Source organism: Pseudomonas schmalbachii, from assembly GCF_017589465.1.
Classification (GTDB): Bacteria; Pseudomonadota; Gammaproteobacteria; order Pseudomonadales; family Pseudomonadaceae; genus Pseudomonas; species Pseudomonas schmalbachii.
This window is the reverse complement of record NZ_JAELYA010000005.1, coordinates 308,148-333,192: the sequence shown is the minus strand read 5'-3', so window position 1 is coordinate 333,192 and position 25,045 is coordinate 308,148. Positions and strand designations below refer to the sequence as shown.

The following is a 25,045-nucleotide window of genomic DNA, read 5'->3' as shown; positions in this document are numbered from 1 at the left end:
TTATTGTTGTTCTGTGGGCTCGGCGCCGGTCGCCGAAGCCACGTGGATGCCACCCTGACCGACGAGGATCAGCCCGCCATTGCTGGCGCCACTGACACCGGCCAGCGAGAGGCGATCGGGACGGTTATAGACAGTAAAGCTCTGTCCGTCGTCTTTGCTCTCCAGAACGCTGCCGCCGTGACCAACGATCACTACGGTGCCGTTGTCCAGCAGGGTGCCTTCGGAAAGGCCGAACTCGAGTTCGCCGTCGCCGGCCGGCAGCGGCACCTGATGCCATTGGCCGCCGAAGTCGGTGGAGCGGAACAGGTGGCCACGCAGGCCGTACACCAGAACGGTGCCCGGCTGGCGGGTAGCGACCACGCCGAACAGGGAGCCTTCATAGGGGCTTTCGACCTTTTCCCAGGTCTCGCCGAAGTCGGCCGAGCGGAAGATGCTGCCGGTCTCGCCGACGATCATCAGGCCGGAATCCTTCACCGCAGCGATGGAATTCAGGTGCAGCTGGTCTTCGTTGTCCAGGCGGTCGCTGACGTCTTCCCAGTTCTTGCCGCCGTCGCGGGTTTCCATCAGCGCGCCATAGGCGCCGACGGCCAGGCCGTGGTTTTCGTCCTGGAACCAGATGTCGAGCAGCGGCGATTCGCGGTTGAGGTCCTGGAACTGACGGGTCCAGGTCGCGCCACCGTCCTCGCTGGCGAGGATCTGCGCGTCATGGCCGACGGCCCAGCCTTTCTTGTCGTTGACGAAGAAGACCGAGGTCAGCAGCTGGCGGGTCGGCACCTTGGCCTGGGTCCAGCTCTTGCCGTCGTCGTCGGAGTAAAGGATATGCCCGTGGTCGCCTACGGCCACCAGGCGCTTGCCGGCATGGGCGACGCTCACGAGGAGGCTTCGCTTGGCTTTCGCCGACATGATCGAGTAGATGCTGTCCGCGGCCGGAGCTGGCTCGTTGGCATGCACCGGGGAAGCGGCAAGCAGCAGACAGGAAAGAGCGCCAAGCAACGCAACTGATTTACGTAGCGGCGAGCGGGAGGGCGAGTGGAGCGCAGGCTGTTCACTCAGGGTGCGCCACATGGGCTCACGCATAGCCTTTACCTCTTTGTTCTTATTGGGGCGGTGTTAGTTGGTCGCTATATAGCCAGCCTTTTGCCAGGCTGACAATTAACACCACGTTATCTTTTGTTAAGGCAGACGGGCCTCGTCCGAAGGGATGATTAGTCCTACCTGAAAGTGTGCCCGGAAGAACGAACCGGCCATTCCGACAGCCACGCTGGCGGCCTGGAAGCCAGTGTTACCGGGCTCTGGAGGGTTACGGAAACAAAAAAGGTGTTACCGGCGCATGCCGGTAACACCTCGATGAATGCGGGATGGTCAGCGCCATCCCGAATCGGCCCGGACCTCAGGCGAGGCTCTTGCTGACCACCTCGTAGACGTCGCTGGACAGTTCGCCGGAAGCGAGGATGCGTTCCAGCTCGCCACGCATCAGAGCCTGGCGCGCCGGTGCGTATTTGCGCCAGCGGGTCAGCGGCGCCAGCAGGCGCGAGGCGATCTGCGGGTTGCGCGCATTGAGGGTGATCACCTGGTCGGCGAGGAAGCGATAGCCGGCACCGTCCGCACGGTGGAAGTTGACCAGGTTCTGGTTGGCGAAGGCACCGATCAGCGCGCGGATCTTGTTCGGGTTCTTCAGGGTGAACGCCGGGTGCTCCATCAGCGCCTGCACGCGCTCCAGCCCGCCCGGCAGGGTGCAGCCGGCCTGGACGCTGAACCACTGGTCCATCACCAGCGGATCGTCCTTGAAGTAGTCGGCGAACATCGCCAGCGCCTTGGCCTTCTCTTCCTCGAACGGCGAATTGACCAGCACCGCCAGCGCGGTCAGGCGTTCGGTCATGTTGTCACAGGACTGGTACTGCTCCTGGCAGGCCTCCAGCACCTGCGCGCGGCCACTGAGCATCAGGTACGACAGGGCGATGTTCTGCAGGCTGCGGCGGGCGATGTGCGTCGCCTCGGCAACGTACGGGGTCTCCCGGGAAGCGACGCGGTTGTCCTGGTAGCGCTGCCACAGCGGCTCGTGCAGGGCGTCCGCCAGTTGCTTGCGGGCGAACTCGCGGGCGGCGTGGATCGCCTCGACGTCGGCCTCGTCGCTGATCTCGGTGAGATAGGCCTCGCTCGGCAGCGAGAGCATCTCGGCGACCATCGCCTGGTCCAGCGACGAGTCCAGCAGCAGGGTGCGGAACGCTTCGACCAGACGCTGATCGAGCTTCAGCGCCTCGCCGCGCTGGTGCTGGCCGATCAGTTCCTGCAGCACCTGCACGCTGAGCTGCTGGCCGGCCTCCCAGCGATTGAAGCCGTCGCTGTCGTGCTGCATGAGGAACATCAGCTGGTCGCGGCTGTACGGGAAGCTCAGCTTGATCGGCGCGGAGAAGCCGCGCAGCAGCGACGGCAGCGGTTTCTCCTCGAGGTCGACGAAGGTGAAGGACTGCTCCAGCTCGGTGATCGCCAGCACGCGGTTGTCACCAACCGCCGCATCCTCGCCCTGCAGGCGCAGCGGCAGCGGCTGGCCGGCGCTGCCGAGCAGGCCCATTTCCAGCGGGATGACGAAGGGCTGCTTGCTCGGCTGGCCGGGAGTCGCCGGGCAGCTCTGGCGGAAGCTCAGGGTGTAGCTGCGCGCTGCGGCGTCGTAGCTCTCCTCCACCGCCAGGCGCGGGGTGCCGGACTGGGTGTACCAGCGCTTGAACTGCGTCAGGTCGATGCCGTTGGCGTCTTCCATGGCCTTGACGAAGTCGTCGCAGGTCACCGCCTGGCCGTCATGACGCTCGAAGTACAGGTCGGTGCCCTTGCGGAAGCCATCGACGCCGACCAGCGTGTGGATCATCCGCACCACTTCCGAGCCCTTCTCGTAGACGGTCAGGGTATAGAAGTTGGAAATCTCGATGAACGAATCCGGACGCACCGGGTGCGCCATCGGGCCGGCGTCCTCGGCGAACTGGTTGGTGCGCAGGAAGGCCACGTCCTCGACACGCTTGACCGTGCGCGAGTTCATGTCGGCGGAGAATTCGGAGTCGCGGAAGACGGTAAAGCCTTCCTTCAGCGACAGCTGGAACCAGTCGCGGCAGGTCACGCGGTTGCCCGACCAGTTGTGGAAGTACTCGTGGGCGACTACCCCTTCGACGCGCTGGTGGGCGGCGTCGGTGGCGGTTTCCGCCTTGGCCAGCACGCAGCTGGAGTTGAAGATGTTGAGCCCCTTGTTCTCCATGGCGCCCATGTTGAAGTCGTTGACCGCGACGATCATGAAGATGTCCAGGTCGTATTCGCGGCCGTAGACCTCTTCGTCCCAGCGCATGGACTTCTTCAGGCTGTCCATGGCGTGCTGGCACTTGTCGATGTTTTCCGGCTCGACATAGATGCGCAGGGCGACTTCGCGCTGGCTCATGGTGGTGAAGCTGTCTTCCACCGCCCAGAGGTCGCCCGCAACCAGGGCGAACAGATAGGCCGGCTTCTTGAACGGGTCCTGCCAGGTCGCCCAGTGCCGACCGCCCTCTTCCTGGCCGCTGGCCACCGGGTTGCCGTTGGAGAGCAGGACCGGGTACTTGTGCTGCTCGGCGGAGAGCGTGGTGGTGAAGCTGCTCATCACGTCCGGGCGGTCGAGGTAGTAGGTGATCTTGCGGAAGCCTTCGGCCTCGCACTGGGTGCAGAACATCTTGCCGGACTTGTACAGGCCTTCCAGCGCGGTATTGGTTTCCGGGTGGATGCGCACGGTGCTGTCGACGGTGAAGTTCTTCGCGGTCGGCTGCAGGGTCAGGTGATTCTCGTCGAGCTGGTACTCGCCTTCGTCCAGCACGCGATCGTCCAGGGCCACCCACTGCAGTTCCAGTTGCTGGCCGTCGAGCACCAGCGGCGGCAGGCCTTCGCCGCGCTCCGGGTTGCGCCGCATGACCAGCTGCGCGTGGACCAGGGTGTGGTCCTCGTACAGTTCGAAGGTCAGGTTGGTCTCGTCGATCAGGTACTCGGGCGCCTGATAATCCTTGAGGTAAATGACTTTCGGTTGCTCGGTACGCATGGCTTGTGGCCCCTTGGGAAATGCTCGAACCGGGACGGACGGATTGCGCCGCCCCGGACTCAGTTAAGCACTCACCGCCAGCTGGTAAGCGGTGTACTTGCGGATATTGATGACGCCGGTATCGAAGATCAGGTACTGGCCCTTGATACCTTGCAGGGTACCCTCCACTACCGGCGTCTTGTCCAGATCGAAGCTGGTGATCTTGGCCAGATAGGCCTCGACCGGATACTGGATCTCGACCGGTTGCAGATCGGTGACCGGCTGGATCGCCTGCAGGCCGAAGCGCTGCTGCAGCTCGCGCAGGCCATCGGCACACTGGTCGAAAAGCTGCTCGCGGATGGCAACCAGGTCCAGCGGTTCGGCATCGCCCTTGAGCAGCGCGCGCCAGTTGGTACGGTCGGCCACCTGAGTGCGCAGCAGGTCCTCGACGAAGCCGGACTGCTGCCGCGTGGCCACGCGCATGATCGGCAGCGCCTGGCGCGCGCCCTGGTCGATCCAGCGGGTCGGCACCTGGGTGGCGCGGGTGATACCGACCTTCACGCCGGAAGAGTTGGCCAGGTAGACCACGTGATCGGTCATGCAGAAGCGCTCGCCCCACTCCGGCTCGCGGCAGGTGCCCTGCTCGAAATGGCACTTCTCCGGGCTGACGATGCAGCTGTCGCATTGAGCCAGCTTGGTGAAGCAGGGATAGCAGTAGCCCTGGCTGAAGCTCTTCTTCGTCTTGCGGCCGCAGTGGGTGCAGAAGATCGCGCCGAGGTATTCCAGGCGCACGGTCTTGCCGATCAGCGGGTTGACCGCAACTTCCTCGTCGCCGAGGCGGAAGGCGTATTGAACGGGTGTTTCAAGGCGCGCCGACATCTTGCTGAGCGCGCCACGTCCGAGTTCGCTCATCAGTGCAGCGCGTCGGACTTGAACAGGAGATTCGGGATCGGGTCGGCATGCGACTCGCATTCCTGCGGGCCCATGTAGCCGGTGCGTTCTTCTTCCGGCAGGTTGGCCATCTCCCAGGCGATCACCGCCTGCAGGCTGAGCTCCTTCTGCTCCTGGGTCAGCTTGCGGCCGTCCGGCCACTTGCCGATCTCCACCGCCAGCTTGAGGTTCTGGTAGATCTCGGGGGTGATGTTCTCGATCATCTCGGCGAAGGACGACATTGGCCGACTCCTGCAAATTGGGCAAAACCGGCATTCTACCGACCCCGGCCCCGCAGCGCACGGACGTTGGTCAATCCCCTGTAGGTTGGCGCTGAGCGAAGCGAAGCCCAACATCTGTCGGGCATGGCACCATTCAGTTGGGCTTCACTGCGTTCAGCACCAACCTACGAGAAGCACCATCCCACCATCATCAACCTCAACCGCGCCGCGCGAGCAATCCGCCGATCAGGCCGGTAGCGCAACCGGCGACCAGTCCGCCGATATGCGCGCCATTGGCGATGGAGCCGAAGCCCAGCAGGTCGATCACCCCGGACAGGCAGATCAGCAGCCAGATCAGCATCATCGCCACCACGCCCCTGGGCAGGCGGAAGGCCGGGGTCGGCGCCAGCAGCTGGAAGATCCAGCAGTGCCCGAGCAGGCCGTAGAGCACGCCGGACAGGCCGCCGAACAGGCTCGCCCCGCTGACGGAGAACTGCACCACGTTCGACACCAGGCCGAAGCCCAGCGACAGCACCAGCAGCATCGGCCCGCCCTGGCGGTATTCGATGCGCCGGCCGAGCTCCCAGTACCACATGCCATTCATCGCCAGGTGCAGCCAGCCGAAGTGGATCAGCATCGGCGTGAACAGGCGCCACCACTGCCCCGCTGCCAGGCTTTCCATCAGCGGCGTGAAGACGGCGTAGTCGCCCTCCACCTGGAACTCCTGGAAGGTCAGCCAGTGCAAGGTCGCCAGGTTGTTGCCAAGCAGCGTGACCGCGGCGACGACCAGCGTCACCAGCAACACCGCGGCGGTCATCCAACTGGCACGAAGCTGGCCGACGAACCCCGGGGAGCGCCTTACCGGCTCGGTCGCCAGGGCGAAATCAGGATCGCCTTCGGGAAAGCGCTGGTAGAGCGTGCGCACTTCCTCGGCCAGTTGCGGGCTGGGCACCCAGAGCACCTGCTCGCCGGACTCCTCGCTGACCCGGAACGGCACGTTCAGGCGGCGCAGCAGGCTGACGAACCCGCCCAGGTCCACCGCCAGCGGCAATCGCATCACTTCTACTGCACTCACTCGTCGGCCCCCGGGCGCTTCACATCCACCCATACGAATTTACCGCGATCGAGACGGCGTTCGCCGTCCAGCCGATACGCGACCAGCTTGCCGTACATCACCGCGCTGTAGTCCAGGCAGGCCAGGTTCGGCCGGATCGGCGCCGGCGTGCCCTTGCACCAGTAGTGGCCGACGAACAGCAGCGGCTCGTCGGCGCCATAACTCAGCAGGCTGGACTTCTGTTCGCGAGTGAGGGGTTCGGCGGCCACCTCGTCGGGCAGCGCATCGGGCTGGAAGACGATGTCGCCGTAGGTTTCCGGCTCGCGGTCCTCTTCCCAGAACTTGGTGCGGAAGAACGCGCGGGTGTAGCCGTCGCTGCTGGTCAGGGTGATGCCCTTCGGCAGGCGCATGTCGGTGCCGCGCAGCAGGCGGTTGCAGGACTGATGGGCGAAGCTGCCAGGATCGGCGGAGGCCTGGAGGAATGCCTCGTCGATCTTCCCATCGGGGAACTGCCGGCGCAGCGTCTCGATCAGGCCGTTGTCCCAGCAGGCATGCACCATGCGGAAGTGCCCGGCGTCGATGAACAGCGGCATCGACTGGAACCAGCCGAGGAAGTCGCGCCAGTCCGCCGGATGCCCCTCGAACTGCTCCAGGGTCTCGCGAATCAGCCGGGCATGCCGCGGCGTGTGTTCGCGAACGTAGGTGCGACCGCTGCCCGGCGCCGCCGGAGTGGCCCAGCCGAGCGCGTTGAACTCGTGGTTGCCCATGATGCACAGCGCCTCGCCCGCGGCGACCATGTCGTGCACCCGGTGCAGCGCCTCGCGGATGCGCGGCCCACGGTCGACGATATCGCCAAGGAACAGTGCCTGCCGGCGTGGATGCCGCCATACCCCGCCCTGCTGACGGTAACCGAGGGTTTCCAGCAGCCGGTCGAGGGTGTGGGCGCAGCCGTGGACGTCGCCGATCAGGTCGTAGCCGCGCGCAGGATCGAGTTCGCTCACTCGCTCCCCCCGAGGCGGCTTCCCCACCCCAGCTTGGTCCGGCAGACCTCGTAGTAGTTGTGGTCGACCGGGTGGATCAGGCGCAGCTTGTGCGGCTTCTTGCTCACCGTGACGGTATCGCCGGGCGCGCAGGTGAAGTGGTTCTGCCCGTCGCAGGACACCTGCGGGTAGATCTGCATGTTCGGCGACACCACGATCTTCAGCTCGCTGTCGCCATCGACCACGATCGGCCGGCTGGACAGCGTGTGCGGATACATCGGCACGATGACGATGGCATCCAGCTTCGGATGCATGATCGGCCCGCCGGCGGACAGCGCGTAGGCGGTGGAGCCGGTCGGGGTGGAGACGATCAGGCCGTCGGCCTTCTGGCTGCAGACGAACTGGCCGTCGATGTGCAGCTCGAATTCGATCATCCGCGTCGACTTGCCGGGGTGCAGCACCACGTCGTTCAGCGCGTCGCCCTGGCCGATGGAGTCGCCGTGGCGGCGCACCTGGACATCCAGCAGGAAGCGGGATTCGGCGATGTACTGGCCTTCCAGCACCTCCGTGACCTTCACTTCCAGTTCGTCCGGACGGATATCGGTGAGGAAGCCCAGGCTGCCGCGGTTGATGCCCAGCACCGGCACCTTGTGCTGCGCCAGCGCGCGCGCCGCGCCGAGCATGCTGCCGTCGCCGCCGACCACGATCACCAGGTCGCAGATCTCGCCCATCAGCTTGCGCGAGCAGGTCTGCAGGCCGTGGCCGGGCAACACTTCGGCGATGGTGTCTTCGAGGATCACATGCTGGTGTCGCTCGATCAGGAAGCGCTTCAGCCGGCGGATGGTTTCCAGCACCTGCGTGCTACCGAGGCGGCCGATGATGCCGATATTGCGAAAGGGATCCATGGGACTCCTGAACAGCGTCGAGGGGCGGGAATGAGCGGAATTATGGGCGAAAGGCGCAAACAGCGGCAAACCGCCGGCCCGATGGATGCGCCGCGCCCGCCATGAGGGCTAGGCTACACAGATGACGAAGATTTCCACGCTGTTCACCGATCTGCTCGCGGAACTGCGCCAGCCACAGGTTCGCGACCTGGCCTGGACGCTGCTATCGCCGCCCCTGCTGGCCGCCACCGCGCGCCGCCAGCGCCACCCGCTGGCCGCCAGCCGCTGGCATAGCGAACCGAACCAACTGGCGGACTGGCTGCAGGAACAGGATCGACAGCCCGGCGAACTGGCTGCCTGGCTGGATGCCGAACCGCGGCAACGGCTCGGCCGCTACTACGAGCGCCTCTGGCAGTTCGCCCTGGAGCAGGCCCCGGACATCCGCCTGCTGGCGGCCAACCTGCCGGTGCGCAACAACGGCCACACCCTCGGCGAGCTGGACCTGCTGGTGGAGGACGACGACGGGCCGCATCACCTCGAACTGGCCATCAAGCTCTATCTCGGTCCCGCCCGCGACGGTCCGGAGGACTGGCTCGGCCCCGGCGCCGAGGACCAGTTGACGCGCAAGTTGCAGCATCTCTACGACCATCAGGTGCCGCTGTCGTCGACAGCGGAAGGCAGCGCCGTGGTCCAGGCGTTCACCGACAGTCCCGTCCAGGCCTCGTTGTGGCTGGGCGGCTATCTGTTCTATCCCTGGCCACAGGACTGCCCACCGCCCGCCGGCGCCGATCCACGCCATCTGCGCGGACGCTGGCTGCACCGCCGCGACTGGGATCTCTATCGCCGGCAGTCCAGCGGACGCTGGCAGATGCTGCCCCGCGCGCAATGGCTCTCCCCCGCCCGGATCAGCCCGGAACAGAGTTGGGACGAAGCACAGTTCGAACAATGGCTGGAACAGCTTCCCGAGGACGGTTTCCCGCAGATGCTGGCGCGACTCACCCTGCGCGATGGCGACTGGCAGGAGTGCGAGCGGCTGTTCCTGGTGAGCGACCGCTGGCCGGACGAGCCTTCCAGCTACTCCCGGTGACGCTAGAAACACCGCGTAGGATGGGTTGAGCGCAGCGATACCCATGAATGCGTCGGGACAGCATGGGTATCGCTGCGCTCAACCCATCCTACAGAAGTGGAACCGACCTACTCAGCTTATCCAGCCGCTCCTGCAACGCCCGAAGGCCCTGCAGGCCGCCACTGTGCACGGCGACGATCCGGCTGCCCCGTGGGGCCCTGCCGGCCTGCACCTCGTCGTGCAAGGCGAGCAGCAGCTTGCCGGTATACAGCGGCTCCAACGGCACGCCTGTGGCCTTCTGGAACTCCGCCATGAAGCGCGCCAGCCGCGCATCCAGTCGGGCGAAACCGCCGCGACTGGCATCGATCAGGCGATAGCCTTCATCCGCTCTGCCGGCAGCCTGCAGCAGACGCGGAACCTGCCCCTCCACCCCATGCCCGGGCGGCACGGCCATGGCGCCGACCACTTCGTGTGCGCCATCCTCGCCGCTCACCAGTCCCGCCAGCGTGGTGCCGCTGCCTGCCGCTACCCACAGTTGGTGATAATCAGCCCAGCCAAGCGCTGGCAGTTGCGCGCGCAGTTGCCCGACCAACCCGGCACAACCCTGCGCACCGGGCAGTCCGCCGCCGCCCTCGTCCACCGGCAACAGGTGCGGATAGCGCTCCCGCCAGGGCGCCCAGAAGCCCGGCGCATGGCGCTCGCGGTAGCCGGCGTAGCCGAGCCAGTGCAGATCCATGCCGAAATCGCGCAGGTCGCGTACGGTCGGCGTGTCCTGCTCCAGCCCACGCAGCAGTCCCGCTGTTTCGAAGCCGAAGCGCGCCCCCGCCGCGGCCAGCGCATGCAGATGATTGGAATGGGCGCCGCCGAGGCTGATCAGCCCGCGCAGCCCGAGGTCGGCCGCCTGGCGCAGGTACGGCGCCAGCTTGAACCACTTGTTGCCGGAAACCTGTTCGTCGACCAGGTCCAGACGCAGCAATGCAAGCTCGACGCCGGCCGCGTCCAGCCAGTCGAGTCGCACATGTTGCAGAGGCGGGATGGGTTGCCAGTCGGGAAGGAGCAATGCTGTCAGTTCAGGCCGGGTTGCAGACCCCTGCCTTTATGCCGGCTGCAGCAGTTGTTGTCACCCTCGACGAAGCGGCTGGGTGTATCCACCCGGTCCACCGGGATCGCACAGCGCTCGCCGTTGGACAGGCGGCCGTCGCAGGTGGGCTGCTGATAATGGGCCAGCCAGTCGCGATAACGTTCCTCGGACACCAGGCATTTGCTCGCCGCGTAGGCCATCGGGTTCTGCCGATAGCGCGTCAGCTCCTGCAGCGGGATGGTCAGGTGCCCGGCGCCCGGATGATAGGCGACGAAGATGACGCCCAGGCCGGAGAGCTGCTCCAGCACCGCCATCTCGTCGCCATCCTTGCCGGCACGCAATGCGTCGTTTTCCAGACGAAGATGCCGCTCCAGCTCGTTGCGATAACTCAGCTCCGCATCGCGAATGGCGAGCTGCTCCTTGCATTGCGCCAGCATGCCGGCCACTTTCGCCTGCGCCTCCGCCTGCAGGCCCGCGCGCAGGGCAGCGACCTCCGCCCGCCCCTCCTGCTCGACCGTGCCCAGGCGTGCGACCAGCTCGTCGCGCTGCAGCCGGCACTCGGCCAGCTCCTGGCGCAGGCTGGTACCGGCCTGTTCCTCGCGCTGCAGGCATTCGCGCAGGGCAGTCAGCTCGCGGCGCAGCGCCTTGAGCTGCTCCTCGGCGTCCAGCCGATGCTGGCTGAGTTCCCGCTCATGCTGCTGGCTGAGTGTGGCGATGCGCATCTCGTGCTGGGTGAGCATTTCAGCGGACTTCTGCTGGTGCTCCTGGAGCATCTCCCGGGCGATCTTTTCCGCCTCGTCGTGCGGTTCCTCCACCGGCGCGTACCACTGGTGCTCGGCCGCCATATGCAGGCGCTCGGGCTCGACGACGGCCGGCTCCTCGTCCACCAGCAGGCCGAGATGGTTGCGCTTGATCACTTCGCGGATCATCACCAGGTGATTGTTGCCGGGCGTCAGGATGGGATCCCACAGGTGCATCTGGTGCCAGGGCACCGGGCACTGGCTGGCGCAGGCAAGACGGATCGGCCCGGCGCCCATGTCCGGGCCACGCCCGGCGCGATCGGCGAGCTGGCGCAGCGGCAGGTTCCAGCCGGGGTCGACCTGGCCGGTCTCGTCGAAGTCCAGGTAGAACAGCACCACCGCCCGGACCATCAGACGTGGGTTGATCAGCAGGTAGGCGAGGCTCATCTGCTGGTCCGCGTACTCGGGCATCTGCACGATGTTGTCGAGCAATGCCTCGAATTCCGGGTAGAGCATTTCCTTGCAGATGCCGCGGTCGTTGAAGAAGACCACGGCTTCCACCATCTGAGGCTTCTTCTGCATCCTCATGGTATGACCTCTGGGGCGGCACGGGAGGAAGACCCGGAAGTGGCGCCGAACAGGCAGGCGCGAATCCTTTGCAAGGAGTCTAGGGAATAAATGCCGCAGGCTATGTGACTGGGTTGGCAGTCGCCCTGAGGCCGCGCGCGCAATGGCGTCCAGGCGGGATGAAAGTGTGACGCGGTCGCTTTTTCTTGCGTTCGACAGCCCCGGGGCAATGACTCCGGGGCTGTCGTGGCGGCGGGGATCAGAGTTCGGCGGCCACTCGCGAGCCCTGGTTGATGGCGCGCTTGGCATCCAGTTCGGCGGCTACATCCGCCCCGCCGATCAGCTGGACCTTCTGCCCGGCGGCCTGCAGGCCGTCGTGCAGCTCGCGCAGCGGTTCCTGGCCGGCGCAGACGATCACCGTGTCGACCGGCAGCACCTTCGCCTCGCCGCCGGCGATGCTGACATGCAGGCCGGCGTCGTCGACCTTCAGGTACTCGACGCTGCTGATCATCTGCACCTGCTTGTTCTTCAGCCCGGTACGGTGAATCCAGCCGGTGGTCTTGCCGAGGCCGTCGCCGACCTTGGTTTTCTTGCGCTGCAGGAGGAACACCTGGCGTGCCGGCGCATGCGGTTTCGCCTCGATGCCGGCGACACCGCCGCGTGCTTCCAGTGCGGTATCGATGCCCCACTCCTTCCAGAACACCTCGCGATCCAGGCTGCTGGACTCGCCCTGGTGGGTGACGAACTCGGAGACATCGAAGCCGATGCCGCCGGCACCGATCACCGCCACCGCCTGGCCGACCGGCTTGCGCTGGAGGATCGCGTCCAGGTAGCTGATCACCTTCGGATGCTCGATGCCCGGAATGGCCGGAGTGCGCGGAACGATGCCGGTGGCGAGAAGGATTTCGTCGTAGCCGCCCCTGGCCAGGTCGTCCACGGAGACGCGGGTGTTCAGGCGCACGTCGACGCCGGTGGTTTCCAGCTTGCGCTTGAAGTAGCGCAGGGTCTCGTAGAACTCCTCCTTGCCCGGCACGCGCTTGGCTACGTTGAACTGTCCGCCGATCTCGCCGGCCGCGTCGAACAGGGTCACGCTGTGCCCGCGCTCGGCGGCCACGGTGGCGGCGGCCAGGCCGGCGGGACCGGCGCCGACCACGGCGATCTTCTTCACCTGGGCGGTGGGGATGTAGTTCAGTTCGGTCTCATGGCAGGCGCGCGGGTTGACCAGGCAACTGGTCAGCTTGCCGCCGAAGGTGTGGTCGAGGCAGGCCTGGTTGCAGCCGATGCAGGTGTTGATTTCGTCGGCCCGGCCCTCGGCGGCCTTGTTGACGAACTCCGGGTCGGCGAGGAATGGCCGCGCCATGGAAACCATGTCGGCATCGCCCTCGGCCAGCACCTGCTCGGCCACTTCCGGAGTATTGATGCGGTTGGTGGTGACCAGCGGGATGCCGATCTCGCCGCGCAGCTTGGCGGTGACCTTGGTGAAGGCCGCGCGCGGCACCTTGGTGGCGATGGTCGGGATGCGCGCCTCGTGCCAGCCGATGCCGGTGTTGATGATGGTCGCACCTGCCTTCTCGATGGCCTTGGCCAGCAGGACGATCTCGTCCCAGTCGCTGCCGCCCTCGATCAGGTCGAGCATCGACAGGCGATAGATGATGATGAAGTCGCGCCCCACGGCCTCGCGCACGCGGCGGACGATTTCCACCGGCAGGCGCATGCGGTTCTCGTAGCTGCCGCCCCAGCGGTCGGTGCGCTGGTTGGTGTGGGCAACGAGGAACTGGTTGATGAAGTAGCCTTCCGAACCCATGATCTCGACGCCGTCGTAACCGGCTGCCTTCGCCAGGCTGGCGCAGTTGACGAAATCCTGGATCTGCTTCTCGATGCCGTCCTCGTCCAGCTCCTTCGGCTTGAACGGGTTGATCGGCGCCTGGATGGCGCTGGGCGCAACCTGCTTCGGACTGTAGGCATAGCGGCCGGCGTGGAGGATCTGCATGCAGATCTTGCCGCCCGCCTCGTGCACCGCCTGGGTGACGATGCTGTGCTTCTCGGCCTCTTCCGGCGTGCTCAGCTTGGCCGCGCCGGCGTAGACACCACCCTCCTCGTTCGGCGCGATGCCGCCGGTGACCATCAGGCCGACACCACCACGGGCGCGCTCAGCGAAATAGGCCGCCATGCGCTCGAAGCCGTTCGGCTTTTCTTCCAGGCCGGTGTGCATGGAGCCCATCAGGGTGCGGTTGCGCAGGGTGGTGAAGCCCAGGTCGAGAGGAGCGAGCAGATTGGGATAGGCGGTCATGGAGCCTCCGGCGAGTCACGGTTGTGCCGCGGCCTCGGCACTATCGGCACGGGACGCGGTCGGTATGGACCAGACTCTAAGCAGCGGCCTCGATCCGCTCAATGATCAAAAGTAACAACTTACTGATCGAAAATGACAGCGAACCTTGGCATTCCGCCAGCACTCCCCTACTCTGAGCGCTACGCCCGGAGCCCCGCATGCGCAAGCTGATCTTCCTTGTTCTCATCGTCCTGTTCGCCGCCTACGCCGGCTGGGCCGAACGCCGCCCGGTCAACCACTACCTGTCCGACCTGCGCAGCGAGGTCGCGCTGAACCTCGGCACCCCGGCCGAGCACGGCAATCTGCTCGGCATCCAGCCGGAGCTGTTCCCCCAGGACTATCAGAGTGTGGAACGCCTGCGCCTGAAGTTCGCCGCCTATCTGGAAAAGGCCCGCAACGAAGGGCTGCTCAACGAGCGCACCGTCGTGGTGTTCCCCGAGCACATCGGCACCTGGCTGGTAGCTACCGGCGAGAAGCCCGAGGTGTACCGCGCCACGCGGCTGAACGAGGCGATGGAGTGGATGGCCGTGAGCAATCCGCTCAAGCTGGCGCGCGGCTGGCTCGGCGCGAAAGGCGACGACCGCCTGGCCGACGCTCTGCTGCGCATGAAGTCGGTGGATATGGCGCACGACTACCAGACGCTGTTCGGCGGCCTGGCGCGGGAGTTCGGCGTAACCGTGGTCGCCGGCTCGATCATCCTGCCCAGCCCGCGGATCAACGAAGGCCAGCTGCAGACCGGCAACGGCCGGCTGTACAGCATCAGCGTGGTGTTCGGCAGCAACGGTCTGCCGATCGGCAGGCCGCAGCGCAAGGTCTTCCCCAGCGATGCCGAGAAAGGCTTCACCCGCGCCGGTGACCTCGACGACCTGCAGGTGCTGCCGACCCCGGCGGGCCGCCTGGGCGTGCTGATCTGCGCCGACAGCTGGCGTCCGGCGAGCTATGCCGCACTGGCCGCCGGCAAGCCCGAGATCATCGCGGTGCCGGCTTCGATGGGCAACAACGGACGCTGGAAGCATCCCGCAAGCGACGACACCTGGGACAGCCCGGCACTGGCCAGCCGGCTCGGTGAAAGCGGCGCGCACGCCGGCATCGCGGTGTTCCTCCGCGGCCAACTGTGGGATCTCGGCAGCCATGGGCGCAGCCTGGTCGCCACGCCGGCGGGGCCCCAGCTCGCCGAGGACGGCCGTGGCGCCCGCCTGATCAATATCTGGCTGTAGCTCCATGAGCCGGCCCGGCATACGCCTCGGCGACATTTCGGTGGGCTTCGTGCACAGCCTGGCCGCTGCGCTGGAGACACATGGCATTCCCGCGCAAGCGCTGCTCGAACAGTACGGGCTGGACAACGCACGCCTCGCCGAACCCCACGGGCGCCTGTCCATCCCGCGCTACATGCGCCTCGGCCACACGGCCATCCAGCTCAGCGGCGATCCGGCCCTGGGGCTGCGCATGGGGCAACTCAGCCGTCCCAACCAGTTCGGCCTGGCAGGCGTGACCGCCACCCAGGCGCCCAACGTGCGCGCCGCCGCGCGTGCGCTGATCCATTTCGAACAGCTCTACGCACAGAACTACCGCGGTCAGTCGCAGTTCGTGGAGGATGCCGGCGGCGCCTGGTTGCGCTTCTATTCGATCAGCCCGTACAACGCCTTCAACCGTTTCGTGGTGGATTCCGTGCTGGCCAGCTGGGTCAGCCAGTTGAGCAGCATCGCAGGCCAGCCGCTGCGCGTGGTGAAGGTCGAAATCGAATATCCCGCCCCCGCCTACGCGGCGCGCTACGAGGAGTTCTTCGGCTGCCCGGTGGAGTTCGGCGCCGAAACCAACCAGCTGCGCCTGGACCTGGCCAGCCTGGCCCTGGGCAATCGCGAACATTGCCCGAGCACCTGGCGGCAGTTGCTGGAGATCTGTGACAGGGAACTGGAGCAGCTGACCCGCACACGCAGCCTTCACGAGCGCGTCAGCCAGATTCTCGGTCCGATGCTCAACGGTCGCGAACCGGACCTGGAGGAAGTGGCGGCACGCCTGAAAATGCCGACCTGGACATTGCGGCGCAAGCTCGCCGAAGAAGGCACGCAGTTCCGCAGCATCCTCAACGAAACGCGCCGCGACCTGGCGATGATCTACATCCGCGACACCGACCTGGCCTTCGGCGAGATCGCCTATCTGCTCGGCTTCGCCTCGGCGGAAGCCTTCCAGCGCGCCTTCAAGCGCTGGAGCGGGTTGACCCCCGGCGAGTTCCGCCGCACCCAGCGGCAGCGCGCCTGATCACATTTCGGTGGCGTCGTCCGCCGGCTCCGGCTGGTCTATCTCCGTCGCGTGCAGTTCGAGCAGTTCTTCCTGGTAGTCGTCCATTGGCTTTTCTCCTGATAGTCGTTTCGGTTTTAACAAAGACTACGGAGAAATCCTAGATGTCGCATATGAACGCCAGATGAACCCCTTGCCGCAGGAGAAATTGCGGACAAAGAAAAAGGGCCTGCATTTCTGCAGGCCCTTTCGATATGGCGCACTCAGGAGGATTCGAACCTCCGACCGCTCGGTTCGTAGCCGAGTACTCTATCCAGCTGAGCTATGAGTGCGCTGGGTTGGTGCTGTTTAACCAGTTCCACCGCCTGGTCGCGGTTTTCGAAGGATTTCGCCTTCTTTCCGCTGACGCCCCGCTTTCGCGTTACGTCTCGATAATGGCGCACTCAGGAGGATTCGAACCTCCGACCGCTCGGTTCGTAGCCGAGTACTCTATCCAGCTGAGCTATGAGTGCGCTGATGAGGGCGCAAATTCTAGTTCGTATCGCTTTCGCTGTCAACCTGATTTTTTCAATCATTTCAGAAACTTACGTCTCTGGACGGTTGCTCTACGCGCTAGTTGCTAATGGCGGAGAGGGGGGGATTCGAACCCCCGACACCCTTTTGAGGTGTACTCCCTTAGCAGGGGAGCGCCTTCGGCCACTCGGCCACCTCTCCGCAACACGGGGCGCATGATAACTACGTTTTTCCCCGTTTGCAAAGAAAAAAATCAGAAAAATTAATGATTTGGTTCCTGATCCTTCTCTTTCTGAATGCGCTGGTAGATCTCCTCCCGGTGCACGGCAACTTCCTTCGGTGCATTCACACCGATGCGCACCTGATTCCCCTTGACGCCCAGGACCGTCACGGTGACGTCGTCACCAACCATCAGGGTCTCTCCGACCCGGCGAGTCAAAATCAGCATTCCTTTCTCCTTACGTATTTCGGATAAGCAGTCTGCAAAAAAGAAATGGTGGCAGGTCCGAGAACATCAAGTGGGCGAACCCTTCAACCAAGTATTGACCAGTCCCGTCGGAATGAAAGTTCCGACCTGGAAGTCAAAAACGACGAAAGGCGCGGTCAAGCCGCGCCTTTCGGTTTTTCAGCCCTTACTCGCCTTGGCGGGCGGGGGCATCAAGCTCGAACGCGGTGTGCAGGGCGCGTACGGCCAGCTCCAGATACTTCTCCTCGATGACCACGGAAATCTTGATTTCCGAGGTGGAGATCATCTGGATATTGATGGATTCCTTGGCCAGCGCCTCGAACATGCGGCTGGCGACACCCGCATGGGAGCGCATGCCGACGCCGACGATGGAGACCTTGGTGATGTTGGTGTCGCCGGTCGCTTCGCGGGCGCCGATGTTGGCGCAGGTCTGCTTGAGGATCTCCAGCGCGTTCAGGTAGTCGTTGCGATGAACGGTGAAGGTGAAGTCGGTGGTGTTATCGTGCGAGACGTTCTGCACGATCATGTCGACTTCGATGTTGGCGGCGCTGATCGGACCGAGAATCTTGAAGGCCACGCCGGGGGTATCCGGTACGCCACGGATGGTCAGCTTGGCCTCGTCGCGGTTGAAGGCGATGCCGGAGATGATCGGCTGTTCCATGGATTCCTCTTCATCAAGGGTAATGAGGGTGCCCGGACCCTCCTGGAAGCTGTGCAGCACGCGCAGCGGAACGTTGTACTTGCCGGCGAACTCCACCGAGCGGATCTGCAGCACCTTGGAACCGAGGCTGGCCATTTCCAGCATCTCTTCGAAGGTGATCTTGTCCAGTCGGCGAGCCTGCGGCACTACGCGCGGGTCGGTGGTGTAGACACCATCAACATCAGTGTAGATCTGGCACTCGTCGGCCTTCAGCGCCGCGGCCAGGGCTACGCCGGTGGTGTCGGAACCGCCACGGCCGAGGGTGGTGATGTTGCCGTGTTCGTCGACGCCCTGGAAACCGGCGACCACCACTACGCGACCGGCCTTGAGGTCGGCGCGGATATTGGCGTCGTCGATGCTCAGGATGCGCGCCTTGGTGTGCGAGCTGTCGGTGAGGATGCGCACCTGGTTGCCGGTGTAGGAAACCGCCGGCACGCCACGCTTGAGCAGGGACATGCTCAGCAGCGCGATAGTGACCTGCTCGCCGGTGGAGACCATGACATCCAGCTCGCGCGGAACGGGCTGGTCCATGACCTGCTTGGCCAGACCGATCAGGCGGTTGGTTTCGCCGCTCATGGCGGAAACCACCACGACGATATCGTCGCCGTTCTCGCGGAATTTCTTCACCTTCTCGGCTACCTGCTCGATACGCTCGACAGTGCCGACGGAGGTCCCCCCAAACTTCTGTACGATCAAAGCCATTTCAAAACCGCCTGATTCCTCAAGGGCGCCCATTTAACATGCATTCGCCGCATGCTGCCAAGGCCCGCCGGACGCGCTGCGGGCCCCGGATTCTGTGCCTTACAGCCCCTGTTCGGCGAAGCTTTTCGCCAGTGCCAGCGCTTCGTCCAGCTTGCCGGCCTCGGTGCCGCCGCCCTGGGCCATGTCCGGACGACCGCCGCCCTTGCCGCCGACTGCCGCCGCGGCCTGTTTCATCAGGTCGCCGGCCTTCAGCTGGGCGGTCAGGTCCTGGGTCACGCCGGCAACCAGCACGACTTTCTCATCCGTCACGCCGCCGAGCAGGATCACCGCGCGGCCAAGCTTGTTCTTCAACTGGTCGACCAGCGCCAGCAGCGCCTTGCCGTCCAGGCAGTCGAGACGCGCCGACAGTACCTTCGCGCCCTTGACCTCGATGGCCGCGTTCGCCAGGTCGTCGCCGGCCGCGCTGGCGGCCTTGGCCTTGAGCTGCTCCAGCTCCTTTTCCAGCTGGCGGTTGCGCTCGATCAGGCCGGTCAGCTTGTCGACCAGGTTGTCGCGGCTGCCCTTGACCAGGCTGGCCGCTTCCTTGAGCTGCTCCTCGGCGCCGTTCAGGTAGGCCAGCGCCGCGCTGCCGGTGACCGCTTCGATACGGCGCACGCCAGCGGCCACGCCGCCTTCGCTGGTGATCTTGAGCAGGCCGATGTCGCCGGTACGCGATACGTGGGTGCCGCCGCAGAGCTCGACGGAGAAGTCGCCGCCCATGCTCAGCACGCGCACCTGGTCACCGTACTTCTCGCCGAACAGCGCCATGGCGCCCTTCTGCTTGGCAGTGTCGATATCGGTTTCCTCGGTCTCGACTTCGCTGTTCTTGCGGATTTCCGCGTTGACGATGTCTTCCAGGGCCTTCAGTTGCTCCGGCTTGATCGCCTCGAAGTGGCTGAAGTCGAAGCGCAGGCGCTGGCTGTCGACCAGCGAGCCCTTCTGCTGTACGTGATCGCCCAGGACCTGGCGCAGCGCGGCGTGCAGCAGGTGGGTGGCCGAGTGGTTGAGCGCGGTGGCCTGGCGCACCGAGGCATCGACCTCGGCCTTGATGGACACGCCGACGCTCAGGCTGCCCTTGGCGATGACGCCGTGGTGCAGGTGCGCGCCGCCGACCTTGGTGGTGTCGCGCACGTCGAAACGCACGCCGGCGCCTTCAAGGAAACCGCAATCGCCGACCTGGCCGCCGGATTCGGCGTAGAACGGAGTCTGGTCGAGGACGACCACGCCCTCCTCGCCTTCCTTCAGGGTGTCGACGGCCTGGCCGTCGGCGAACAGGGCGATGACCTTGCCGCTGCCGGAAGTGCCTTCGTAACCGAGGAAGCGGGTTTCGCTGTCGACCTTGACCAGGGCGTTGTAGTCCATGCCGAAGGCGCTGGCGGAACGGGCGCGCTCACGCTGGGCCGCCATCTCGCGCTCGAAGCCGGACTCGTCGAGGGTCAGGCCGCGCTCGCGGGCGATGTCGCCGGTCAGGTCGTAGGGGAAGCCATAGGTGTCGTACAGCTTGAACACGGTTTCGCCGGGGATGACCTTGCCCTTCAGGCCGACCAGATCCTGTTCGAGGATCTTCAGGCCCTGCTCCAGGGTCTTGGCGAACTGCTCTTCCTCGGTCTTCAGCACGCGCTCGATGTGCGCCTGCTGCTGTTTCAGCTCGGGGAAGGCCTCGCCCATCTCGGCGACCAGCGCGGCGACGATTCTGTGGAAGAAGCTGCCCTTGGCGCCCAGCTTGTTGCCGTGGCGGCAGGCGCGACGAATGATGCGGCGCAGCACATAGCCGCGGCCTTCGTTGGACGGCAGCACGCCGTCGGCGATCAGGAAGCTGCAGGAACGGATGTGGTCGGCGACGACCTTCAGCGAAGGCGCGTCGTCATTGGCGCAGCCGATGGCGTCGGCGGCGGCCTGCAGCAGGTTCTGGAACAGGTCGATCTCGTAGTTCGAGTGCACGTGCTGCAGGACCGCGCTGATGCGTTCCAGGCCCATGCCGGTGTCCACGCTCGGCGCCGGCAGCGGGTGCATGACGCCGTCCGCGGTGCGGTTGAATTGCATGAACACGTTGTTCCAGATCTCGATGTAGCGGTCGCCGTCTTCTTCCGGCGAGCCGGGCGGGCCGCCCCAGATGTCCACGCCGTGGTCGAAGAAGATCTCGGTGCACGGGCCGCACGGGCCGGTGTCGCCCATCGCCCAGAAGTTGTCGGAAGCGTACGGGGCGCCCTTGTTGTCGCCGATGCGCACCATGCGCTCGGCCGGCACGCCGACTTCCTGGGTCCAGATGTCGTAGGCCTCGTCATCGCTGGCGTAGACGGTGACCCAGAGTTTTTCCTTGGGCAGGTTCAGCCACTTCTCGGAAGTGAGGAATTCCCAGGCGTAGTGGATGGCGTCGCGCTTGAAATAGTCGCCGAAGCTGAAGTTGCCCAGCATTTCGAAGAAGGTGTGGTGACGCGCGGTGTAGCCGACGTTTTCCAGGTCGTTGTGCTTGCCGCCGGCGCGTACGCACTTCTGGCTGGTGGTGGCGCGGGTGTAGGCGCGCTTTTCCAGGCCCAGGAAGCAGTCCTTGAACTGGTTCATGCCGGCGTTGGTGAACAGCAGGGTCGGGTCGTTCGCCGGAATCAGCGAACTGGAGGCAACGCGGGTATGCCCCTTCTCTTCGAAGAAGCGGAGGAAGGCTTCACGGATTTCAGCGCTTTTCATAGGTTCTTCCACGGAATAATTGGCGGCCACGAATCGCCGGCAAAGGGCCGCATTATATCGGCCTCGCGTCAAGGTTGTAGTGTCTTTGCGTTATTGTTACCGCCGAATGTCAATCGATTGCCGTCAAACTCGACGAAAGGCGGCAAAAGCCTCGACGATACGCGGGATATCCGCCGATTTCACATCAAGATGGGTCACCAGGCGCAGACGCGGCGCCGCGCTGACGCGGATGCCCTGCCCGGCGAGGAAATCGCGCAGCGCCGCAGCCTGCGCGCCGATGTCGACGTAGATCATGTTGGTCTGCACCGGCTCGACCCGGTAACCCAGTCCGGCCAGTTCGGCGCCAAGCCGCTCGGCATTGGCATGGTCCTCGGCCAGACGCTCGACCTGATGCTCGATCGCATACAGCCCCGCCGCCGCCAGTCCACCGGCCTGGCGCATGCCGCCGCCGACCATCTTGCGCAGGCGGCGCGCCTTGCCGATCAGCTCGCGGCTGCCGCAGAGCACCGAACCCACCGGCGCGCCGAGGCCCTTGGACAGGCACACCGAAACCGAATCGAAATGCCGGGTGATTTCCCGCGCATCCACGCCCTGCTTCACCGCCGCGTTGTACAACCGCGCGCCGTCCAGATGCAGCGCCAGTCCGCGACGGCGGGTCAGCTCGCGGGCGGCGGCGAGGTATTCCAGCGGCAGGACCTTGCCCTGCATGGTGTTTTCCAGCGCCAGCAGGCGGGTACGGGCGAAGTGGAAGTCGTCCTGCTTGATCGCCGCCTCGACCTTGCCGAGGTCCAGGGAACCGTCGGCCTCGCCGTCGATAGGCTGCGGCTGGATCGAGCCGAGCACGGCCGCGCCGCCGCCCTCGTATTTATAGGTATGAGCCTGCTGGCCGACGATGTACTCGTCGCCGCGCTCGCAGTGGGCCATCAGGCCGAGCAGGTTGCTCATGGTGCCGGTGGGCACGAACAGGGCGGCTTCGAAACCGAGGCGCTCGGCCAGTGTGGCTTCCAGTCGGTTGACCGTGGGGTCTTCGCCGTAGACATCGTCGCCCAGCTCGGCACGCGCCATGGCCTCGCGCATCCCGGCGCTGGGCAGGGTCACGGTGTCGCTGCGAAGGTCGATGATGGACATGGCTGGCTCCTTGGTTCGAACGAAAGAAAGGTCCGATCCTAAGGGCACGCCAGCGGAGGAACAAGGCGCACGTCCGGATAAGGAAGCGCGCCCCGGATGGAGGGATTATTCGGCAGCTGGCTTCTTGCGCTTGAGCGGCGCCATGCCGTCCTGGCTGACCACGGAGGACGGCGCGGCTTTCGGCCGTGCAGCCGGCTTGCGCTTGGCTGCCGGCTTGGCACCGGTCTTCTTCCCATCGGTCTTTTTCTTCTTGGTGCCGGCGGCCTTGCCGGATGCCTTGAGCTTCTTCGGCCCATGGTAATTGGCCTTCAGGCCCTGGATGGCGCGATTTTCGAAGCGCAGCTTGAGGTAGCGCTCGATGCTCGACATCAGGTTCCAGTCGCCGTGGCAGATCAGCGAGATCGCCACGCCAGAGGCACCGGCGCGACCGGTACGACCGATGCGGTGTACGTATTCGTCGCCGCTGCGCGGCATGTCGAAGTTGATCACCAGGTCCAGGCCCTCGACGTCCAGACCGCGCGCGGCGACGTCGGTGGCGACCAGGATCTTCACCGCGCCCTGCTTCAGGCGGTCGATGGCCAGCTTGCGTTCCTTCTGGTCCTTTTCGCCGTGCAGGACGAAGACCTTGTGCCCGTTGGCGATCAATCGACCGGTCAGGCGGTCGGCCTGGGCGCGGGTATTGGTGAAGACAATGGCCTTCTCGTACGGCTCGTTGCCGAGCAGCCAGTGCACCAGTTGCTCCTTGTGCGCTACGTGGTCGGCCAGGATGATCTGCTGGCGCACGTCTTCGTTCAGTTCGCTGACGCGGTTCAGCTGCAGCACCTGCGGCTCGCGCAGCACCTTCTCGACCATCTCGTGCAGGCCGCTGCCGGCGGTGGCGGAGAACAGCAGGGTCTGGCGCGCTTGCGGGCACTCCCCGGCAAGCTTCAGCACGTCCTCGGCGAAGCCCATGTCGAGCATGCGGTCGGCTTCGTCGAGCACCAGCACCTCGACGTCACCCAGCGGCAGGTTGCCGGCGTTGAACTGTTCGCTCAGGCGGCCCGGCGTGCCGATGATGATTTCCGGATTCTTGCGCAGACGCGCGCCCTGCACCTTGAAGTCCTCGCCGCCAGTGATCAGGCAGCCCTTGATAAAGGTGAACTGGGCGAAGCGCTCGACTTCCTTCAATGTCTGCTGCGCCAGCTCGCGGGTCGGCAGCAGGATCAGCGCGCGTGCGCCGCTCTTCGGCTTCTCTTCGGCAAGCAGGCGGTGCAGCAGCGGCAGGACGAAGGCGGCGGTCTTGCCGCTGCCGGTCTGCGCCGTCACCCGCAGGTCGCGCCCTTCCAGAGCCTTCGGAATGGCGGCGGCCTGGACGGCGGTCGGCTCGGTGAAGGACAGCGAATCCAGCGCCTTGAGCAGGCGTTCATGGAGGGCGAATTGGGCGAACAAGGCAGACCTCGGTATCACGGAAGGATCAAATAGCTGCATAGCCTAACGTCTGGCGCGTTTCGGCGCAGGATTTATTCGCACGCCGGCATTGCCCGCCGCCGCCGTCGTCCGGTGCAACCGGCGACGGAACTTGAGGAACTTGCCTGGCTGGAAAGTGACGAAGAAAGGTCCGACTCGCTCGCACCCTTGCTCCGCGACAAGGTTCTGCCAGCGCTCTTCGACTACCTCGGCCGCTGACTCAGGTCATCTGACTCGGCGACGCCGGTGTGCATTTCGTCGGGAACAGACCTGCGACATCCTGCCTCTTGCCGAGGCATTCCGAACCTGAATCCCGACATTCCTATTCGTGCTGAAACCCTCATCCCATAGGGGTTCTGGCTATAAAACGATCAACTCCGCATCCCGTTCGAAGACGTGCCATCAGCCGCTCCCCAGGTCACATGCACGTCGCAAGAGACGACGAACGGTCAAAAAACAGCCATGAAATATGGTCTGATGCGCGAACTCTAAAACACGGACCCAAGGAAACCATCGCCCGCCGAAGAGCAACGGCGATCCAGCGGAGCCTGGATTACATCAACCTCAAAGTAGACATGCCGAATGCGCAGTACCATTTTGACATGCCTCTCCATAGGCTTTGCGGCCGTTTTGGCTGGCACGGGGAACGAGGCTTCCGCCTCTTACAAAGTCACTCATTCCTATGAACCTGCGCCGGTAGACCTGCGCGTTCCGGTTCAGGGTCGCAAGCTGCTGACCATGACGTCGCAGCAGTCGATCGGGGATGCCAAGTCCGACGCGCACCAGATTACCCAGCGCGCCTACAAGCAGATCGGCATCCCCTATCGCTGGGGCGGCATGTCGCCGAAGCGTGGCTTCGACTGCAGCGGGCTGGTCAACTATGTCTTCCGCGATGTGGATGAAGTGGACCTGCCGCGTACCGCGCGGGCGATCTACGGCCAGAAGGGCAACCCGAAGATCAATCGCAGCGATCTGCAGCCGGGCGACCTGGTGTTCTTCCGCATTCGCAGCCGCAGCGTCGACCACGTCGGCATCTACGTCGGCGACGACAAGTTCATCCACGCACCGCGCCGTGGCAAGAACGTCCGCGTATCCGATCTGAATGGCAGCTACTGGAAGCGCCATTACATCGCTGGCAAGCGCGTCCTGCCGGAAACCCTGGCCAAGGCCGACCTGCCCTCCGCCCGTCGCTACGAGTGATCGCCCCGCACCTGGCGGATCGTGCCGAACGCCCGACCCGCCGGATATA

General features: G+C 65.0%; 19 protein-coding genes, 3 tRNA genes and 1 pseudogene. 5 read left to right on the top strand and 18 right to left on the bottom strand.

Translation table 11 applies throughout. The features are described from left to right. The 7 genes from JFY56_RS15085 to JFY56_RS15055 all read right to left on the bottom strand — a co-directional run bounded on the left by JFY56_RS15085 (nucleotide 1) and on the right by JFY56_RS15055 (nucleotide 8,117). Complete coding sequence (locus JFY56_RS15085; protein WP_208314649.1) at nucleotides 1–1,077, bottom strand: YCF48-related protein; 1,077 nt, start codon at nucleotides 1,075–1,077, stop codon at nucleotides 1–3. Between the two features lie 313 nt (nucleotides 1,078–1,390). Beyond that, entirely contained in the window at nucleotides 1,391–4,048 is a 2,658-nt protein-coding gene (gene pepN, locus JFY56_RS15080) for an aminopeptidase N (RefSeq protein WP_208314648.1), read from the bottom strand. A 63-nt stretch (nucleotides 4,049–4,111) separates the two neighbouring features. Then, nucleotides 4,112–4,939: a DUF2797 domain-containing protein gene (locus JFY56_RS15075; RefSeq protein WP_208314647.1), complete on the bottom strand. Its 828-nt coding sequence runs from the start codon at nucleotides 4,937–4,939 to the stop codon at nucleotides 4,112–4,114. Then, nucleotides 4,939–5,199 (bottom strand): YeaC family protein, encoded by a 261-nt coding sequence (locus JFY56_RS15070; protein ID WP_208314646.1) that lies wholly within the window; start codon nucleotides 5,197–5,199, stop codon nucleotides 4,939–4,941. Before JFY56_RS15070 ends, JFY56_RS15075 begins: the two co-directional genes overlap by 1 nt. 196 nt (nucleotides 5,200–5,395) lie before the next feature. Then, nucleotides 5,396–6,253, bottom strand: a complete 858-nt coding sequence (locus JFY56_RS15065; RefSeq protein WP_208314645.1) for a rhomboid family intramembrane serine protease — start codon at nucleotides 6,251–6,253, stop codon at nucleotides 5,396–5,398. Beyond that, a complete protein-coding gene (locus JFY56_RS15060; RefSeq protein ID WP_208314644.1) occupies nucleotides 6,250–7,233 on the bottom strand; it encodes a metallophosphoesterase in 984 nt (327 codons plus the stop codon). The genes JFY56_RS15065 and JFY56_RS15060 overlap by 4 nt, the downstream gene beginning before the upstream one ends. Next, nucleotides 7,230–8,117, bottom strand: a complete 888-nt coding sequence (locus tag JFY56_RS15055; protein WP_208314643.1) for an NAD(+) kinase — start codon at nucleotides 8,115–8,117, stop codon at nucleotides 7,230–7,232. Before JFY56_RS15055 ends, JFY56_RS15060 begins: the two co-directional genes overlap by 4 nt. Nucleotides 8,118–8,238: 121 nt before the next feature. Between JFY56_RS15055 and JFY56_RS15050 the strand changes: the two genes are divergently transcribed. Further along, nucleotides 8,239–9,183, top strand: a complete 945-nt coding sequence (locus tag JFY56_RS15050; protein WP_208314642.1) for a DUF1853 family protein — start codon at nucleotides 8,239–8,241, stop codon at nucleotides 9,181–9,183. Nucleotides 9,184–9,271: 88 nt separating this feature from the next. Here the strand turns inward: JFY56_RS15050 and JFY56_RS15045 are convergent, their stop codons facing one another. From JFY56_RS15045 to JFY56_RS15035, 3 genes are all read right to left on the bottom strand, one after another. Next, nucleotides 9,272–10,189: a 1-aminocyclopropane-1-carboxylate deaminase/D-cysteine desulfhydrase gene (locus JFY56_RS15045; RefSeq protein WP_208314756.1), complete on the bottom strand. Its 918-nt coding sequence runs from the start codon at nucleotides 10,187–10,189 to the stop codon at nucleotides 9,272–9,274. A 38-nt stretch (nucleotides 10,190–10,227) separates the two neighbouring features. Next, a complete protein-coding gene (locus JFY56_RS15040; RefSeq protein WP_208314641.1) occupies nucleotides 10,228–11,571 on the bottom strand; it encodes a GumC domain-containing protein in 1,344 nt (447 codons plus the stop codon). 238 nt (nucleotides 11,572–11,809) lie between these two features. Next, entirely contained in the window at nucleotides 11,810–13,840 is a 2,031-nt protein-coding gene (locus JFY56_RS15035; protein ID WP_208314640.1) for an NADPH-dependent 2,4-dienoyl-CoA reductase, read from the bottom strand. 197 nt (nucleotides 13,841–14,037) lie between these two features. Between JFY56_RS15035 and JFY56_RS15030 the strand changes: the two genes are divergently transcribed. Continuing rightward, nucleotides 14,038–15,096 (top strand): carbon-nitrogen hydrolase family protein, encoded by a 1,059-nt coding sequence (locus tag JFY56_RS15030; RefSeq protein ID WP_208314639.1) that lies wholly within the window; start codon nucleotides 14,038–14,040, stop codon nucleotides 15,094–15,096. A gap of 4 nt (nucleotides 15,097–15,100) precedes the next feature. Next, a complete protein-coding gene (locus tag JFY56_RS15025) occupies nucleotides 15,101–16,138 on the top strand; it encodes an AraC family transcriptional regulator (RefSeq protein WP_208314638.1) in 1,038 nt (345 codons plus the stop codon). 234 nt (nucleotides 16,139–16,372) lie between these two features. Here the strand turns inward: JFY56_RS15025 and JFY56_RS15020 are convergent. The 8 genes from JFY56_RS15020 to JFY56_RS14985 all read right to left on the bottom strand — a co-directional run bounded on the left by JFY56_RS15020 (nucleotide 16,373) and on the right by JFY56_RS14985 (nucleotide 23,793). Further along, a tRNA-Arg gene (locus JFY56_RS15020) sits at nucleotides 16,373–16,449 on the bottom strand. Between the two features lie 103 nt (nucleotides 16,450–16,552). Further along, nucleotides 16,553–16,629 (bottom strand) — tRNA-Arg (locus tag JFY56_RS15015). 111 nt (nucleotides 16,630–16,740) lie between these two features. Further along, nucleotides 16,741–16,831, bottom strand: a tRNA-Ser gene (locus tag JFY56_RS15010). 61 nt (nucleotides 16,832–16,892) lie between these two features. Then, complete coding sequence (gene csrA, locus JFY56_RS15005) at nucleotides 16,893–17,078, bottom strand: carbon storage regulator CsrA (RefSeq protein WP_003085981.1); 186 nt, start codon at nucleotides 17,076–17,078, stop codon at nucleotides 16,893–16,895. Nucleotides 17,079–17,262: 184 nt separating this feature from the next. Continuing rightward, a complete protein-coding gene (locus tag JFY56_RS15000; RefSeq protein WP_208314637.1) occupies nucleotides 17,263–18,498 on the bottom strand; it encodes an aspartate kinase in 1,236 nt (411 codons plus the stop codon). A 99-nt stretch (nucleotides 18,499–18,597) separates the two neighbouring features. Further along, the gene (gene alaS, locus JFY56_RS14995; protein WP_208314636.1) at nucleotides 18,598–21,222 is read right to left on the bottom strand and encodes an alanine--tRNA ligase; all 2,625 of its coding nucleotides are present in this window, start codon (nucleotides 21,220–21,222) and stop codon (nucleotides 18,598–18,600) included. A gap of 123 nt (nucleotides 21,223–21,345) precedes the next feature. Further along, nucleotides 21,346–22,350: a low-specificity L-threonine aldolase gene (gene ltaE, locus JFY56_RS14990; protein ID WP_208314635.1), complete on the bottom strand. Its 1,005-nt coding sequence runs from the start codon at nucleotides 22,348–22,350 to the stop codon at nucleotides 21,346–21,348. Between the two features lie 105 nt (nucleotides 22,351–22,455). After that, entirely contained in the window at nucleotides 22,456–23,793 is a 1,338-nt protein-coding gene (locus tag JFY56_RS14985) for a DEAD/DEAH box helicase (protein WP_208314755.1), read from the bottom strand. Between the two features lie 111 nt (nucleotides 23,794–23,904). Between JFY56_RS14985 and JFY56_RS24425 the strand changes: the two are divergent. Continuing rightward, nucleotides 23,905–24,015 (top strand): annotated as a pseudogene (locus tag JFY56_RS24425) (NUDIX hydrolase); the annotation flags it as partial. A 363-nt stretch (nucleotides 24,016–24,378) separates the two neighbouring features. After that, entirely contained in the window at nucleotides 24,379–24,996 is a 618-nt protein-coding gene (locus JFY56_RS14980; RefSeq protein WP_208314634.1) for a C40 family peptidase, read from the top strand. Nucleotides 24,997–25,045 lie beyond the last annotated feature (49 nt).